The following is a 14,193-nucleotide window of genomic DNA, read 5'->3' as shown; positions in this document are numbered from 1 at the left end:
GATAGCAACAATGCAAAACCAGATCGTATCGCGGGACGAATGGCTCAATGCCCGCAAATCGCTTCTCGAAAGGGAAGTCGCCATGACCCACGAACTCGACGCCCTGCGCGCCGAGCGCCGGCAGCTGCCCTGGGTCAGGATCGACAAACCCTATGTCTTCGAAGGCCCAACCGGCAAATGCGAGTTCGCCGATCTTTTTGGCGGCCACAGCCAGCTTGCCGTCTATCACTTCATGCTGACACCGGGCTCGGACCATATCTGTCCGGGTTGCTCGTTCATCGTCGACCACCTCTCCGCCGCGCAGCAACACTTCGAACATGCCGATCTGGCATTCACGGCGGTCTCCCGAGTGCCCGTGCAACAGATCGAGCAGGTGAAGACCCGCATGGGCTGGACGTTCCCCTGGGTGTCTTCCGCCGGCAACGATTTCAACTTCGACTTCGGCGTGTCTTTCAGGCCGGAAGACCGCGCCGCCGGCCGGGCCAGCTACAACTACGGCAAGACGGCCATCGAAAAGGCGTCCGACATGTTCGGCATCAGCATCTTCGCAAAAGACGAAGTAGGCGCGATCTATCACACCTATTCGACCTATCACCGCGGCGCGGAACTGCTGATCGGCGCGTTCAACTGGCTCGATCTCACGCCGAAGGGCCGCAATGAAAACGGCAGCACGATGGGATGGGTGAGACTGCACGACGAATATTGAGCGAAGAGGTCTGAGAGCGGTGGTCTGGAGTACCACCGCTCCCGGCAAGGATGGTTCAGGAACAAGCGAACCATATTCGTGACGTTCCGTGGTGACATGATCCTGAGCGTGAAAACAAGGCCTTGGTTCAGAACCGGTACTTTCACTAGTTTGGCAAAGCCGGGGGATCTTCAGTGATTGAGCGCAAATAGGCGATCAATGCGACCCGGGGGCGTTCGACCGGCAATCCCCCGATCCACATATCGGTTCCGGGAATGAACACTGTCGGATTGACTACGAAGTGGCTCAGCTCCTCGTAGCCCCATTCGCCACCCGCGGCACGCATGGCTTCGGAATAGGCAAAGCTGGCGTCGGCGCCCTTTTTGCGGCCGACAATATTTATGAGCGAGGGGCCAAGACGTCCGTAGCCGGCACCCTCCGGCTTTATGCCTTTTTCGATCTCGTGACATTTCGAGCAGATTGCCGCTACGCGCCGGCCGAATTCGATATCCGCGCCTGAAATCAGGTGCGTTATCGGATCGATCTGGAGTTCGTCCGCGCCCAGGGAGCGCAAGAGTGCGACTACTTCCGGCTGGCTTTCCGTTACCGCGATATGGATCGGCGCTCCGAGTTCGTAATGTGGCATCCAAAGGTCGGCCCCGGCGTCAGCCAAGGCTCGTATAGCGTCCAGTTGCCTATTCTTCACGGCGGCGTGGATGGGAGCGTCGTTGTATCCGCGCGGATTGTCCCGAGATCGATTGGGGTCCGCCCCATGTGACGCAAGCAAGCGAATTGCGGCGGCATTTCCGTTGCCCGCCGCGATCAGGATTGCCGGCCGGCCGTCACTGTCCGGTTCATTGGGATCGGCGCCGCCGGAAAGGGCTGCCTCGAGAGCGTCCTGGTCACCAGCCTCAACAGCGTCATGGAGGGAGCCTGCGGCAGCGAGGCCGGGGATCGACAAACAAAATAACGCAAATACGAGATGCTTGAACATCGGATTGCCCTCCAAGCACAAGGCAAGAGTCTACCACAGAATGCGTCTGAAGTCCGGAAGAGGCCAATGCCGGGCGGGTGGTCTGGCGCTGCAGAGGTCAAATACCTGAAACGAGCCAAATCTACCGCTTGCTAAAACGAATGTGGCCCGCCGAGCGAAACTCGACGGGCCACATTCGTGGCAACCCTCCCGCACAAGGAAGGGATTTTCTCCTCCGGCTTACCGGACGTCCAGGAAGCCGATGATCTTGCGCACGTCCTTGAGGACCGGTGCGGCGATCGCGGAGGCCTTTTCGGCGCCTTCCTTCAGGACGGCGTCGATCTGGGCCTTGTCGTCCATCAGGCGGCGCATCTCGTCGGTCATCGGCGACAGCTTGGCGACCGCCAGCTCGGACAGGGCCGGCTTGAAGGCGGAGAACTGCTGGCCCCCGAAGTCCTTCAGGACCTCTTCCTTGGTGGTGCCGGAGAGCGCCGCATAGATGCCGACAAGGTTGTCCGCTTCCGGTCGGCCTTCCAGACCATCCGTTTCGCTCGGGAGAGCATCCGGGTCGGTCTTGGCCTTGCGGATCTTCTTGGAGATCGACTCCGCGTCGTCCGTCAGGTTGATGCGCGACAGGTCCGACGGATCGGATTTCGACATCTTCTTGGTGCCGTCGCGCAGCGACATGATCCGCGTGGCCGGGCCGGCGATCATCGGCTCGGTCATCGGGAAATAGAGATATTCCGGCAGCTCCGGCGAGGGCGTCGGGTTCGGCACACCGATGCCGAGCTCCTTGATCCGGTCCGCGAAGTCGTTGTTGAACTTGGCGGCGATGTCACGAGTCAGTTCCAGGTGCTGCTTCTGGTCGTCGCCGACCGGCACGTGGGTGCCCCGGTAGGCCAGGATGTCGGCCGCCATCAGATTCGGGTAGGCAAAGAGGCCGACAGATGCGTTTTCCCGGTTCTTGCCCGCCTTCTCCTTGAACTGGGTCATGCGGCTGAGCCAGCCCATCCGGGCAACGCAGTTGAAGATCCAGGCAAGTTCCGTGTGCTCACGGACCTGGCTCTGGTTGAAGATGATGGATTTCTTCGGGTCGATTCCGGCAGCCATATAGGCCGCGGTCACTTCGCGCGTCGCGTTGGTCAGCTCGAGCGGATCAGGAAAACCGGCAGTGATGGCATGAGAGTCGACCACGCAGAAGATGGTCGGCATCTGGTCCTGCAACGGCACCCAGCGCGAAACGGCGCCGAGGTAATTGCCGAGGTGAAGATTGCCGGTCGGCTGAACGCCGGAGAAGACACGGGGCTGGAACGCCGTCATTCTGTTTCCCTTTATTGGTGCGGCCGGTTGGAAGGGCGCTTGTGAAACTTTGGGCGCGCCGGGTTTAAGCCGCGCGCGCAGCGTATGCAAGACAGAAAGGGCCGGGGCCCGCTTTTCGCTGATCAGGTGTTGCGCCGTGTCAACGTTTTGGCCATGCCGACAAGATCCGCGCCGCCGCTGAGCTGGGTCACGACGCCGAAAGTGACGATGCCCGTCAGGACCAGCAGGCCAAGTGCCGCCACCCGCACGGCCAGCACGCCGCCGCCGAGATAAGGCGCGAGATAGAACGCGGCAAAATGCAGGGCGACCCCCATCACGAGGCTGGCCAGCAGCACCAGGGACAGTCTGCGCAGAAGCTTCAGGTCCGGATGAAAATGCCCGCGCCGCCACAGGACGACGATCAGAAGACCGGTATTGACCCATCCGGCCAGCGTGGTCGCCAGCGCGATGCCGACATGTTTCAGCACCGGAAAGAGCGCGATCGACAGGCCGACATTCACCACCATGCCGACGGCGGCGAATTTCATCGGCGTCTTGGTGTCCTCCCGGGCGAAATAACCTGGCGAAAACACCTTGTTGAGCACGAAAGCAGGCAGGCCGAAAGAAAAGGCCATCAGGGCGGCGGCGGTACCGTCGACGGCGGCCGCGTCAAACCGCACGCGCTGGAACAGCACCGCGACGATTTCATGGGGTACCACGGCGAGCGCGACGGCAGCAGGAAGTGTCAGAACCAGGGAAAACTCCAGTGCCCGGTTGAGACTGTGCTGGTAGGCCGCCGTCTGGCCGGCGCGAAGCTGCCGGGTCAGGCTCGGCAGCAGAACGACGCCAATGGCGATGCCGATGACGCCGAGCGGCAACTGGTAGAGCCGGTCGGCATAATAGAGCAGGGCATTGGCGCCCTCCTGCAGCGATGCGATGATCTGGCCGACGGCGATGTTGATCTGGGTGACCCCGCCGGCGACAACGCCGGGAATGCCGAGGGCGAGCAGGCGCTTCGCCGATTTGGTGTAGCGGGGCCGGTAGACCGGAATGCGGAATCCGAGCCGCTTGAGGTCGATGACGACAACGGCAAGCTGCACGACGCCCCCGACCATCACCCCTCCGGCGAGGATGATGCCGAGTGCCGTGTTGTCCGTGATCCCCGCCGCCAGCACCGTGGCGAGCACCAGGCTCATCACCACGTTCAGCATCACCGGCGCAAAAGCTGCTGCCGCAAAGCGCTGATAGGTGTTCAGAATGCCGCCGACATAGGCCAGCAGCGACATGAAGATAAGATAGGGAAAGGCGATCCGCGACATCATCACGGTCAGGTCGAACTTCTGCGCGTCGTCGGCAAAACCGGGTGCGAGCGCCCAGACCACGAACGGCATCAGGATCTGGGCGACGGCCGTCAGAACCAGCAGGCAGAACAGGAGTGCGGACCCGATTTCACCGGCAAAGCGCCGCGCGCCCTCGTCGCCTTCCTCCTCGACGGTGCGCCCGAACAGGGGGATGAAGGCGGAATTGAAAGCCCCTTCGGCAAACAGGCGCCGGAACAGGTTGGGCAGGCGGAAGGCGACCACGAAGGCATCGGCCACCGGACCGGCACCGAGCGTCGCCGCCAGCAGGACGTCGCGGACGAAGCCGAGGACGCGGCTCAGCAGCGTTGCGCTGCCGACCGTTGCAAAATTGCGGACGAGACTCATGCCAGCCAGGCTCCGGTGCGTGTTGTCATGTCTCAGGAAGCCTGACGTTGAACCTTGCGGGTGACGGGGGCGGCCGGATCCAGTTCCACATGCCCCTCGACGGCATCGGAAAGACGCTCACGGATGATGTCCTGACGGCCGATATTGGCGATTTTCTGGCCCGTAAGGTCGGTCACGTAGAAAACGTCGACCACTTTCTCGCCGAAGGTCGAAATATGCGCGGAGCCGATGTTCAGATTGAGCGTGGAAATGGCGCGGGTGAGGTCGTAAAGCAGACCGGGGCGGTCAAGACCGGTGATTTCAAGCACCGTGTAATCGTCCGACAGGGCATTGTTGACCAGGACATCCGTTGCCACCTTGAAGGCCTTCATCCGGCCTTTCACGGCGCCCTTTCTGGCGACCGGCTCCGGCAGGCGCTCCTCACCGCGCAGCGTGGTCTCGATCAGTCTCGTGATCCGTTCCCCCCGCCGGCGCTCGTCCTCGTCGTCCGGCAGTTCGCGGCCGATGAAGATCGTGTCGAGGGCAAACCCGTCCGTCGTCGTGTCAATCTGTGCATCGACGATGTTGGCGCCGGTCGTGTAGCAGGCACCGGCGATGATGGAGAGCAGGCGCGGGTGGTCGGGCGCCATGATGGTGAGTTCCGTCACCCCTTCAAAAGCCCGCGGCACCACCTGGAAAGCCAGTTGCCTGCCGTCCTTGTCCGCCTTGTGGATCAGTTCCGCATGCGCCACCAGCCGCTCCGGTTCCGTGCGCAGCCAATAGGCGGGATAATGGCGGTTGAGATAGGCTTTCCTGTCCTTTGCCGACCAGTGTTCCAGCTTGCCACCGAGCTTTTCCTTGGCTTCATCGATGGTCTTGCTGTGCGACATCTTGGTGTGGCCGCCGGACAGGTGCGGCTCGGTCGCATAATAGAGCGTGCGCAGAAGCTGGCCCTTCCAGCCATTGAAGACACCCGGACCGACGGCACGAATATCGGCCACCGTCAGGATCAGAAGCAGCTTGAGACGTTCCAGGGACTGCACGGTGTTGGCGAAATCGGTGATGGTCTTGCGGTCGCTCAGGTCGCGTGACTGGGCGATGGTGCTCATGTCGAGGTGATGCTCGATCAGCCAGGCAACCGTTTCGGTTTCCGCGTCATTGAGGCCGAAGCGCGGGCAGATCTTTCGGGCGACCCGGGCGCCGGCGACAGAGTGGTCCTCCGGCCGTCCCTTGGCGATGTCGTGCAGGAACATGGCAACGAACAGCACCTTGCGGTTCTGAAGGGTCAGGATGATGTCGGTCGCCAGCGGGTGATCGTCGCCGGAATCGCCGCGTTCGATGGCTGCCAGCACGCCGATGGAGCGGATCAGGTGCTCGTCGACCGTGTAGTGGTGATACATGTTGAACTGCATCATCGCGACGACCTTGCCGAATTCCGGCACGAAGCGGCCCAGAAGGCCGGTTTCGTTCATCTTTCGCAGTGTCTTTTCCGGAAAGTTCCGGGAGGTCAGGATCGACAGGAACAGCCGGTTGGCTTCCGGATCGTTGCGCAGATTGGCGTCGACCAGTTTCAGGGAATGCCGGATCTGCCGGGTAAGGCGCGGATGCATGTTGTAGTCATGCTTGTCGGAGATCTGGAAGACCCTCAGGAGATTGGTCGGATCGTTTTCGAAAAGCGTGTCGGCGGTGACGTTCAGCCGGTTGTTCTCGACCACGAACCCGGGCGCGCCCTTGACCGGTTTGGCGGCTCCCGCCGTGCGACCGCTGCGAAGCCGGCGCATCATGCCGCCGAGGCCCCTGCCCTGCGGCTCCTTGACATGGTCCTCCTCCAGGCCGGCGCAGATGATGCGGGTGAGATCTCCCACGTCCTTGGCCACCAGGAAGTAGTGTTTCATGAAGCGCTCGACATCCTTCATGCCGGGATGCTGGGTGTAACTCAGGCGCACCGCGATTTCCCGCTGCACCTCGAAGGACAGGCGCTCTTCCGGACGTCCCGTCAGAAAATGCAGGTGACACCGCACGGCCCAGAGGAAGTCTTCCGACTTCTTGAACCTGGTATATTCGGAGCGCGAGAGGACCCCCTTCTTGACCAGCTCGGATTGCCGGTTCACCCGGTAATGATACTTGGCGATCCAGAACAGCGTGTTGAGATCGCGCAGGCCGCCCTTGCCTTCCTTGATGTTGGGCTCGACCAGATAGCGGGACATGCCCTGACGCTTGTGGCGTTCGTCCCGCTCCTGGAGTTTGGCAGCGATGAATTCGGAGCTGGAACCCTCGACCACTTCCTTGTCGAACCGTGCGACCAGCTCTTCGAACAACGCCTCGTCGCCCCAGATGTAGCGGGCTTCCAGGACGGCGGTCCGGATGGTCATGTCCGATTTGGACAGCCGCAGGCATTCCTCGATATTGCGCGTGGCGTGGCCCACCTTGAAGCCGAGATCCCAGAGCATGTAGAGGATGTATTCGACCACCTGCTCGCCCCAGGGCGTCTGCTTGTAGGGCAGCACGAACAGCAGATCGATATCCGAACCCGGCGCCAGGGTGCCCCGGCCGTAGCCGCCGACGGCGGCGACGGACATGCGCTCCGCGGCGGACGGATTCGTCACCCGGTAAACATGATGAAGGGCGAAATCATAGATCACCCGGATCAGCTCGTCCTGCACCTGGGACAGGCGGGAGGCGCACAAAAGACCGCCGCCATCCTCGTTGAGCAGGGTCTGGATCTTTTCCCGTGCGGACTTAACTGCCGTTTTCAGTTCGGAAAGAACGGCGGAGCGCGTCTTCATGTCCGACCCGTCGCCATCGTTGCTGGCGGTCAGTGCGCTGAGGCGGTTTCTCAGGCCGTCTGAATCGATCAATCCGTCAATTTCGTCCCGGGAAAGTTTCATGATGGTCAAGGTTTCCGTACCCTAGAAATCAGGTGCCCGTTATATAGATGTCACGGCATAAGGACACATAAATCCTTTCAAGACGAAATGCAGGGTCTCCGGAACAACCATCTCTAGTGCACCGGTCCTTTCGGCATCGGATAGTTGCCGGTGATTTCCCAGCCGAAGGACGCGAGGCGTTCGGCCGCCATCCGGGTGAGATCGCCCGTAATCAGGAAATCGACGCCGGTCGGCGGAAAGGGCAGCCCGCCGAGGCCTTCGTGCAGGCCGGAAAAGGTCTGTGCGACCGTCTGGGTCCAGGAAACCATGTCGAGCGGCAGCACGAGCGCGGCGATGCCGTCCCGCCTGAGGGCGACCGGCATGCCGCCAACCATCTTGATATCGCCCAGGCTGGAGACTTCCCGGTTGTAGGTTTCGAGAAGAACCACACGGCGGAGCTGGAAATAGGCAAGGTCCCGGCTGTCGGCGTCCGCCACCTTGGCAGCGATCAGATCAAGTCCGCTGACCCCCGGCATCGCCTGGAGCTGATAGGCGATCACCGCCTTTTCCGAGGCTGTGTAGAAGGCGTTGGCGGCCAGCCTTTCAATCGTCTTTTCCGAAACACCCGCCTTGTGGAAGGCCGCCGCCGTGCGGTCTGCCAGCTCGGACGGCGTGCTGTCGACGAGCAGGGTGCGGAAGTTGTCCGCCGTACGCGCCGTGTTCACGATCAGGCCGCCGGGCAGCAGGCTTGTGATCGCGCTGACCGTCCAGTTGCCCGCCGTGGTTACGCTGGCGGTCTCATCTAGTTTTTCGGAAAGCGGCTTGTAGAACGTATAGGGATCGGCCCCGAGTTCGACTGCCAGTTCCCGGCGCGCGCGCGCCTGGCCGGTAATCGACTTGGCGATGTCTGCGGCCGAACCGCCCTTGCCGGTGACCGCCTCGCCAACTCCTTTGGTCAGGCGGCCGAACATGCGCCCGACACCCGACACGGTGCTCTTGGCCGTGCCGACCGGATCCTTCACCGTACTCTCGACAAATTCCACCGGTTTCATCGCCGCCTGCTTGAGGCCGTCGACGAAACTGGCGTCGTTCTTCAGGCTTTCCAGCGCAATCTGCACCTTGATCTCGAACAGCCGCAGTTTCAGAAGGCCGTCGCCTTCGATCTGCTCGACGCCGAGGTCGGTCTGCACCTGATAGATGCGCAGGAACCCGTCGCTGCGCACAGGCGCCAGAACCGCGTAGCCCGGACCGAGCTGCTTGCCGTCCAAAACGGCGGCCGGGTCCTGTTCCGGCGGCGTTTCGTATTGTTCGGAAAGTGCAAGGGCAGGCCCGGCCAGAACAGCGGCGAGGGCCGAACCCGCGATAAGGGCCGAAAACTTGAACGACTGACGCACGAAACCGGTCTCCTTCAGGAAGTCGCCGGTGAGTGGATCAGTCGGGAGCCAACCCGTTCCGCGCCAGGGCTTCACCGGCAAGATAGAGCGAACCGCAAATCAGGACTCTTGGTGGTTCGCCATCCTTTGCCGCACAAGCTGCCACATCCGCCAGCGCTGCGTCCAGTGATTGAAACGGCGTTGCCTCCAAACCGGCGCACCGGGCAAGATCGGCGAGATCTTCCGGCGTTCTTGCGGTTGCCGTGGAGGCGATCGGCACCGTTCCGACATGGCGCGCCAGCCCCTGGAAGGGCCTGAAAAAACCGACCGGGTCCTTGGTCGTCAGCATGCCGGAGACCAGGTAGAGCGGCCGGGGATTGCGCTCTTCCAGCTCGCCCATGAATTCGCCGATATAAATTCCGGCGCCGGGATTGTGGCCGCCGTCGATCCAGACTTCCGAGCCTTCAGGACACATGTCCAGCAGCGGGCCGTGGGTGACGGGTTGCAGCCGACCGGGCCAGTTGACCGACTTCAAACCCTTCGCGATGACGTTCTGGTCCGGCAGCAGCTTTGCCGCCTTCAGGGTGGCAAGCGCCATGCCGGTGTTGGCATACTGGTGGCGGCCGTTGAGAACCGGCAGGGGCAGGTCGATCAGTTCCTCCTCGTCCTGGAAGACAAGATGTCCCTGGTCTGCCTGGGCAACGAAGTCCTGACCGTAGAGCCTCATGGGCGCGCGGTTGCGGGCCGCCTGCCGCTGGATTGCCGACAGGGCCTCATCTTCCTGGTCCGCGCAGATCACCGGAACTTCGCGCTTGATGATGCCTGCCTTTTCCGCCGCGATTTCAGCCAGACCGTCACCCAGGAACTTCTCGTGGTCCATGGAAACCTGGGTAATCACCGTCGCCAGCGGCCGGTCGATCACGTTGGTCGCATCGAGGCGCCCGCCGAGTCCGACCTCCAGGAGCAGGATGTCGGCAGGCTGTTCGGAAAACAGCAGGAAGGCTGCGGCCGTCGTGATCTCGAAGAAGGTGATCTCCTCACCGGCATTGGCTTCCTCGCAACGGTGTAACGCGTCGTAGAGCAGTGGATCGGAAACAAATTTTCCGTCCGTGCCGAGACGGATCCTCTCGTTGAAGGAAACCAGATGGGGGGAGGTGTAAACGTGGCAGCGTTTGCCGGAGGCCTCCAGAACCGCCCGCAAGGTGGCGGTGACGGAGCCCTTGCCGTTGGTTCCGGCCACATGAATGACCGGTGGCAGCCGGGTTTCCGGGTGCCCGAGGGCGGCAAGCAGCCGGCGCATGCGTCCAAGGGAGAGGTCGATCTCCTTCGGGTGCAATGCCAGCAAGCGGTCGAGAATTCTGGTGATCTGATCCAAGGCGCCCTCCACAGGGTCCCTTCGTCCCCGTTCAGCGTAATACCATCTGGTATCCAACGCCTCTAGGTTATGGCCGTTCGCCTGGCAAGCGGACGGCTCATATATGCCGTAAGTTGCCGCATTTGCGACATTTCAAGGAACCCGTCAGGCCTGACCGGCCGCTCCGGTTTCTTTATCAGCCTGTGCGTCCGTTTCCGGTTTTGCGGCGTCTTCACTTGCCGCCGGTTCCTTCGACGCTTCAAGAGCCATCTGCGGCAGCTCGACCTCCCGCTTCATCAGGATGCCGCAGACGCGGGAAATGGTGTCCTTCATCTCAAGGCGCGACACGACCATGTCGATCATGCCGTGCTCGAGGAGATATTCTGCGGTCTGGAAATCCTCCGGCAGTTTCTCGCGGACCGTCTGTTCGATCACGCGGCGGCCCGCGAAACCGATCTGCGCACCGGGCTCGGCGATCTGGATGTCGCCCAGCATGGCATAGGAAGCCGAAACGCCGCCGGTGGTCGGATTGGTCAGAACGACGATATAGGGCAGGCCCGCCTCGCGCAGCATCTGGATGCCGACGGTGGTGCGCGGCATCTGCATGAGAGACAGGATGCCTTCCTGCATGCGTGCGCCGCCGGAGGCGGCGAACATGACAAACGGGGTCTTGTCCTCGACCGCTTTCAGCATTCCGGCCAGAATGGCTTCGCCAACCGCCATGCCGAGCGAGCCGCCGACAAAGGAGAAGTCCTGGACGGCGGTGGTGATCGCCATGCCGTTGACCTTGCCCTGTGCCACATGAACGGCCTCGTCTTCGCCGGTCTTGGAGCGGGCATCTTTCAGACGGTCGGTGTAACGCTTGCTGTCGCGGAACTTCAGCGGGTCGGTCTGGACAGAAGGTACCTTGATACGATCGTATTTTCCGTCGTCGAAGAAGGACTCAAGACGCCGCCGTGCCGGCATGCGCATGTGATGACCGGAATTCGGAACGACCCAGAGATTGGCTTCCAGGTCCCTATGGAAGACCATTTCGCCGGTTTCCGGGCATTTGATCCAGAGATTTTCCGGAACCTCACGCTTTTTCCAAAGATCCCGGATCTTGGGGCGTACGATAGAGTTGATCCAGTTCACGTCAGACGCGTCCCACTTAATGTTAGCTACTGGCGGAGATATGGTGTCCGCCGGAAATCCTTCAAATCAGGCAGACCGGGTCAGGCCGAGCGTGCCCGGGCACATCCGGATGCCAGATCGGCGACAACGTCCGTGACCGCCTGCACGGTCCGGTCCGTCGCCTTGCCTGCGTCATCCAGGCTGTCGCGGATGGCGTTGACCAGAACGGAACCGACAACCACGCCGTCCGCATCCTTGCCGATGACCGCCGCCTGGTCCGCCGTCTTGACGCCGAAACCGACTGCCACCGGCAGCTCGGTATGGCTCTTGATGCGGTTGACCGCTGCCGTCACCCGGCCGGTGTCGGCGATATCGGCGCCCGTGATGCCTGTCACGGAGACGTAATAGACGAAACCGGAGGTGTTGGCCAGAACGGCCGGAAGCCGCTTGTCGTCGGTGGTCGGTGTCGCCAGGCGGATGAAGTTGAGACCGGCTTCAAGAGCGGGAATGCACAACTCGTCATCTGCTTCGGCGGGAATGTCGACAATGATGAAGCCGTCGACACCGGCTTCCTTGGCAACCTGAACGAATTTTACCGGTTCACGCACGTAGATCGGATTGTAATACCCCATCAGGATGATGGGTGTGTCCTGATCCTGACGGCGGAAATTGCGCACCATGTCCAGGGTCTTGTCCATGGTCTGGCCGGCAGCCAGCGCGCGCTGGTTGGCGAGCTGGATGGGAATGCCTTCGGCCATCGGGTCGGAGAAGGGCATGCCGAGCTCGATGACATCTGCACCGGCGGCGGGCAGGGCGTTCAGTACGGCTTGCGAGGTCGCAAGATCCGGATCGCCTGCTGTGATAAAGGTGACCAGCGCCGGCCGACCGGCCTCCGCGCAGGCTTTAAAACGGCGGTCGATACGCGTTTCCGTCATTCACTGCTACCCTTCTTGCGCCTGTTTTCCCTCACACAGGCCTTTTCGTCCCTGCGGATGTACGGGGGCATAGCGTGCAATGTCAATCAATCAATGCGAAACGGGCCGGATTGAAGGCGTCTGTCCGGATCGCCGGTCACCGGCTCGGGGAGTCGATCAGCCCGATCGCCCTGAATTCGGCGTCGTTTCGGTAGATGTGTTCGCTGCGCATGGGCGTCACCCGGCCGGCACGCAGAAACGACCCGCCCGCTCCCCGGAAAACGGTGGCAAGGGGTGCTGCCGACGGCGCGCTCAACAACAGGGCCTGCAAGGAACTCATCTGGGATCCGGAATGCTTATTCAAATCAACATGGCCGACTCGGCGGCGCCGGCGGACAATAAATTGATTTTGCAGTGCAGCAATAGCGCGGGATGCAGATCAGCTCTGCTTTTTCTGCATGGCTGCATTGAGTGATACGCAATTTCCTCTCTGGAAAACCGCACTTTGTGCGCCTATTTTGAAACAGTTGCAAAGCCAGCGAACAAAAATCCAACCGCCATTAAAAAAGGAGCTGAAAGAAAGTGGCCCATTCCCTCTTCGAGCCGGCTCCGGTTCCTTTCGGCGAAAAGATCTGGCGGCGTGTGAAGGATCTGAGCACCGGCCTCGCCGCGCGCCCGGCTCAACCAGGCAGTCCCGCCGAGGGGTACGCTCCCGACGTCTTGCGGCAGCAGGTCTTGGCTCTGGACGCCCGCGGCCGGCAGCAGTTTCTCAAGGCGCAGTTGCAGTCAAAACCGATCGCAAAATAACAAAGCCGCGTACGGGCGGTACGCGGCTTGCTCGTTCCCAAGCTGCTCCGGCCCTTGCCGGGACGGAGCATCAAGGTGTGTCCGGTTGTTCAACGGCGCTTGAAGTGCCTGTTGAACGCGTGAGACGTGATATCACAGCGCTCCAGGCCGAGGTCGGCCAACTGGGCCTCACTCAGGTGATTGAGACGCGCAATCTCACTCGCGACCTTACGGGATGCGCGAAAGTCGCGGACAATTCCGGTGAAAAGATCGAAAGACATTCCGGTATTCCTTTTGGAATGGTCAGTGAAAGTCTGGCCGTGTTGCATTCTTCGGCCCTGATCTAATCCAAATTTCGCAGCGCACAACCAACAAGAATGCATTGCTGCCTTTCCAAAGTGGTGGGGCTGGTTAACCGGAGGTGTCACACCCTTTTGCTCCGGAAACGCGTGGGCCCCGGGTCTCATTTCATTCACCCGGGGTTACACGGGATATCTTTCCAAAACAAAGAAGCCGCGCACCCTTGGGTGCACGGCTTGATTTCATTCTTGAGGGAACAATCCCGTCAGAGATCGAATCCCAGCATCTGGCCGACCGCGAAGACGTCCTTGTCGCCGCGTCCACACAGGTTCATGACGATGATCTGGTCCTTATCCATCTGCGGGGCCAGCTTGACCACGTGGGCAAGTGCATGGGACGGCTCCAGCGCCGGAATGATGCCCTCGACGCGGGTCAGCATCTGGAACGCATCCAGAGCCTCGTTGTCCATGATCGGCACGTATTCCACACGGCCGATTTCCTTCAGCCACGAATGTTCCGGACCGATGCCCGGATAATCGAGACCGGCCGAAATCGAATGGCCTTCCAGAATCTTGCCGTCCTCGTCCTGCAGCAGGTAGGTCCGGTTGCCATGCAGCACACCCGGCTTGCCGGCCGTGAGCGACGCGCAATGTTCCTCGCCCTCAAGCCCTCGGCCGCCGGCTTCGACGCCGTAGATCTTGACGCCCTTGTCATCTAGGAACGGATGGAACAGGCCGATGGCATTGGATCCGCCGCCGACGGCAGCCACCAGCGCATCCGGCAGGCGGCCTTCGGCTTCCATCATCTGTTCGCGCAGTTCCTTGCCGATCACCGACTGGAAGTC

The 14,193-nt window shown here is 61.5% G+C and carries 13 protein-coding genes; 2 read left to right on the top strand and 11 right to left on the bottom strand.

The features are described 5' to 3' along the window. Positions 1-10: 10 nt before the first annotated feature. On the top strand, positions 11-706 hold the full coding sequence (locus ACQY7U_RS08785; RefSeq protein WP_428643580.1) for a DUF899 domain-containing protein: 696 nt from the start codon (positions 11-13) through the stop codon (positions 704-706). A 145-nt stretch (positions 707-851) separates the two neighbouring features. Here the strand turns inward: ACQY7U_RS08785 and ACQY7U_RS08780 are convergent, their stop codons facing one another. From ACQY7U_RS08780 to ACQY7U_RS08740, 9 genes are all read right to left on the bottom strand, one after another. Beyond that, positions 852-1,679 (bottom strand): ankyrin repeat domain-containing protein, encoded by an 828-nt coding sequence (locus tag ACQY7U_RS08780; protein ID WP_428643578.1) that lies wholly within the window; start codon positions 1,677-1,679, stop codon positions 852-854. A 219-nt stretch (positions 1,680-1,898) separates the two neighbouring features. Continuing rightward, on the bottom strand, positions 1,899-2,978 hold the full coding sequence (gene trpS / locus ACQY7U_RS08775) for a tryptophan--tRNA ligase (protein WP_428643577.1): 1,080 nt from the start codon (positions 2,976-2,978) through the stop codon (positions 1,899-1,901). 122 nt (positions 2,979-3,100) lie between these two features. Continuing rightward, complete coding sequence (gene murJ, locus ACQY7U_RS08770; protein ID WP_428643575.1) at positions 3,101-4,663, bottom strand: murein biosynthesis integral membrane protein MurJ; 1,563 nt, start codon at positions 4,661-4,663, stop codon at positions 3,101-3,103. 32 nt (positions 4,664-4,695) lie between these two features. Beyond that, a complete protein-coding gene (locus tag ACQY7U_RS08765) occupies positions 4,696-7,530 on the bottom strand; it encodes a [protein-PII] uridylyltransferase (protein ID WP_428643574.1) in 2,835 nt (944 codons plus the stop codon). Positions 7,531-7,643: 113 nt separating this feature from the next. Further along, positions 7,644-8,903 carry a hypothetical protein gene (locus ACQY7U_RS08760; protein WP_428643572.1) on the bottom strand — a complete coding sequence of 420 codons (1,260 nt, stop codon included), beginning with the start codon at positions 8,901-8,903 and terminating at the stop codon, positions 7,644-7,646. Between the two features lie 37 nt (positions 8,904-8,940). Continuing rightward, complete coding sequence (locus tag ACQY7U_RS08755; RefSeq protein WP_428643570.1) at positions 8,941-10,257, bottom strand: bifunctional folylpolyglutamate synthase/dihydrofolate synthase; 1,317 nt, start codon at positions 10,255-10,257, stop codon at positions 8,941-8,943. 144 nt (positions 10,258-10,401) lie between these two features. Then, a complete protein-coding gene (gene accD, locus ACQY7U_RS08750) occupies positions 10,402-11,370 on the bottom strand; it encodes an acetyl-CoA carboxylase, carboxyltransferase subunit beta (protein WP_428643568.1) in 969 nt (322 codons plus the stop codon). Between the two features lie 80 nt (positions 11,371-11,450). Next, positions 11,451-12,284 (bottom strand): tryptophan synthase subunit alpha, encoded by an 834-nt coding sequence (trpA, locus tag ACQY7U_RS08745; protein WP_428643566.1) that lies wholly within the window; start codon positions 12,282-12,284, stop codon positions 11,451-11,453. 136 nt (positions 12,285-12,420) lie between these two features. Then, on the bottom strand, positions 12,421-12,603 hold the full coding sequence (locus tag ACQY7U_RS08740; protein ID WP_428643564.1) for a hypothetical protein: 183 nt from the start codon (positions 12,601-12,603) through the stop codon (positions 12,421-12,423). A 242-nt stretch (positions 12,604-12,845) separates the two neighbouring features. Between ACQY7U_RS08740 and ACQY7U_RS08735 the strand changes: the two genes are divergently transcribed. Next, positions 12,846-13,070 (top strand): hypothetical protein, encoded by a 225-nt coding sequence (locus tag ACQY7U_RS08735; protein ID WP_428643561.1) that lies wholly within the window; start codon positions 12,846-12,848, stop codon positions 13,068-13,070. A gap of 89 nt (positions 13,071-13,159) precedes the next feature. Here the strand turns inward: ACQY7U_RS08735 and ACQY7U_RS08730 are convergent, their stop codons facing one another. Further along, on the bottom strand, positions 13,160-13,330 hold the full coding sequence (locus ACQY7U_RS08730; protein ID WP_428643559.1) for a DUF1127 domain-containing protein: 171 nt from the start codon (positions 13,328-13,330) through the stop codon (positions 13,160-13,162). A 284-nt stretch (positions 13,331-13,614) separates the two neighbouring features. Continuing rightward, positions 13,615-14,193, bottom strand: a 579-nt coding sequence (locus ACQY7U_RS08725) for a pyridoxal-phosphate dependent enzyme (RefSeq protein ID WP_428643557.1), incomplete at its 5' end; no start/stop codon positions are given.

Source organism: Roseibium sp. (assembly GCF_050301095.1).
Lineage (GTDB): Bacteria > Pseudomonadota > Alphaproteobacteria > Rhizobiales > Stappiaceae > Roseibium.
Note: the sequence above shows the minus strand (reverse complement) of the source record. Positions and strands in the feature narration are given on the sequence as shown.

Excerpts from the sequence above, each read along its gene's own strand:
- ACQY7U_RS08780 (WP_428643578.1), bottom strand. The coding sequence starts at position 1,679 with ATGTTCAAGCATCTCGTATTTGCGTTATTTTGTTTGTCGATCCCCGGC.
- ACQY7U_RS08730 (WP_428643559.1), bottom strand. The coding sequence starts at position 13,330 with ATGTCTTTCGATCTTTTCACCGGAATTGTCCGCGACTTTCGCGCATCC.
- ACQY7U_RS08740 (WP_428643564.1), bottom strand. The coding sequence starts at position 12,603 with ATGAGTTCCTTGCAGGCCCTGTTGTTGAGCGCGCCGTCGGCAGCACCC.
- murJ (WP_428643575.1), bottom strand. The coding sequence starts at position 4,663 with ATGAGTCTCGTCCGCAATTTTGCAACGGTCGGCAGCGCAACGCTGCTG.
- ACQY7U_RS08785 (WP_428643580.1), top strand. The coding sequence starts at position 11 with ATGCAAAACCAGATCGTATCGCGGGACGAATGGCTCAATGCCCGCAAA.
- trpS (WP_428643577.1), bottom strand. The coding sequence starts at position 2,978 with ATGACGGCGTTCCAGCCCCGTGTCTTCTCCGGCGTTCAGCCGACCGGC.
- trpA (WP_428643566.1), bottom strand. The coding sequence starts at position 12,284 with ATGACGGAAACGCGTATCGACCGCCGTTTTAAAGCCTGCGCGGAGGCC.
- ACQY7U_RS08765 (WP_428643574.1), bottom strand. The coding sequence starts at position 7,530 with ATGAAACTTTCCCGGGACGAAATTGACGGATTGATCGATTCAGACGGC.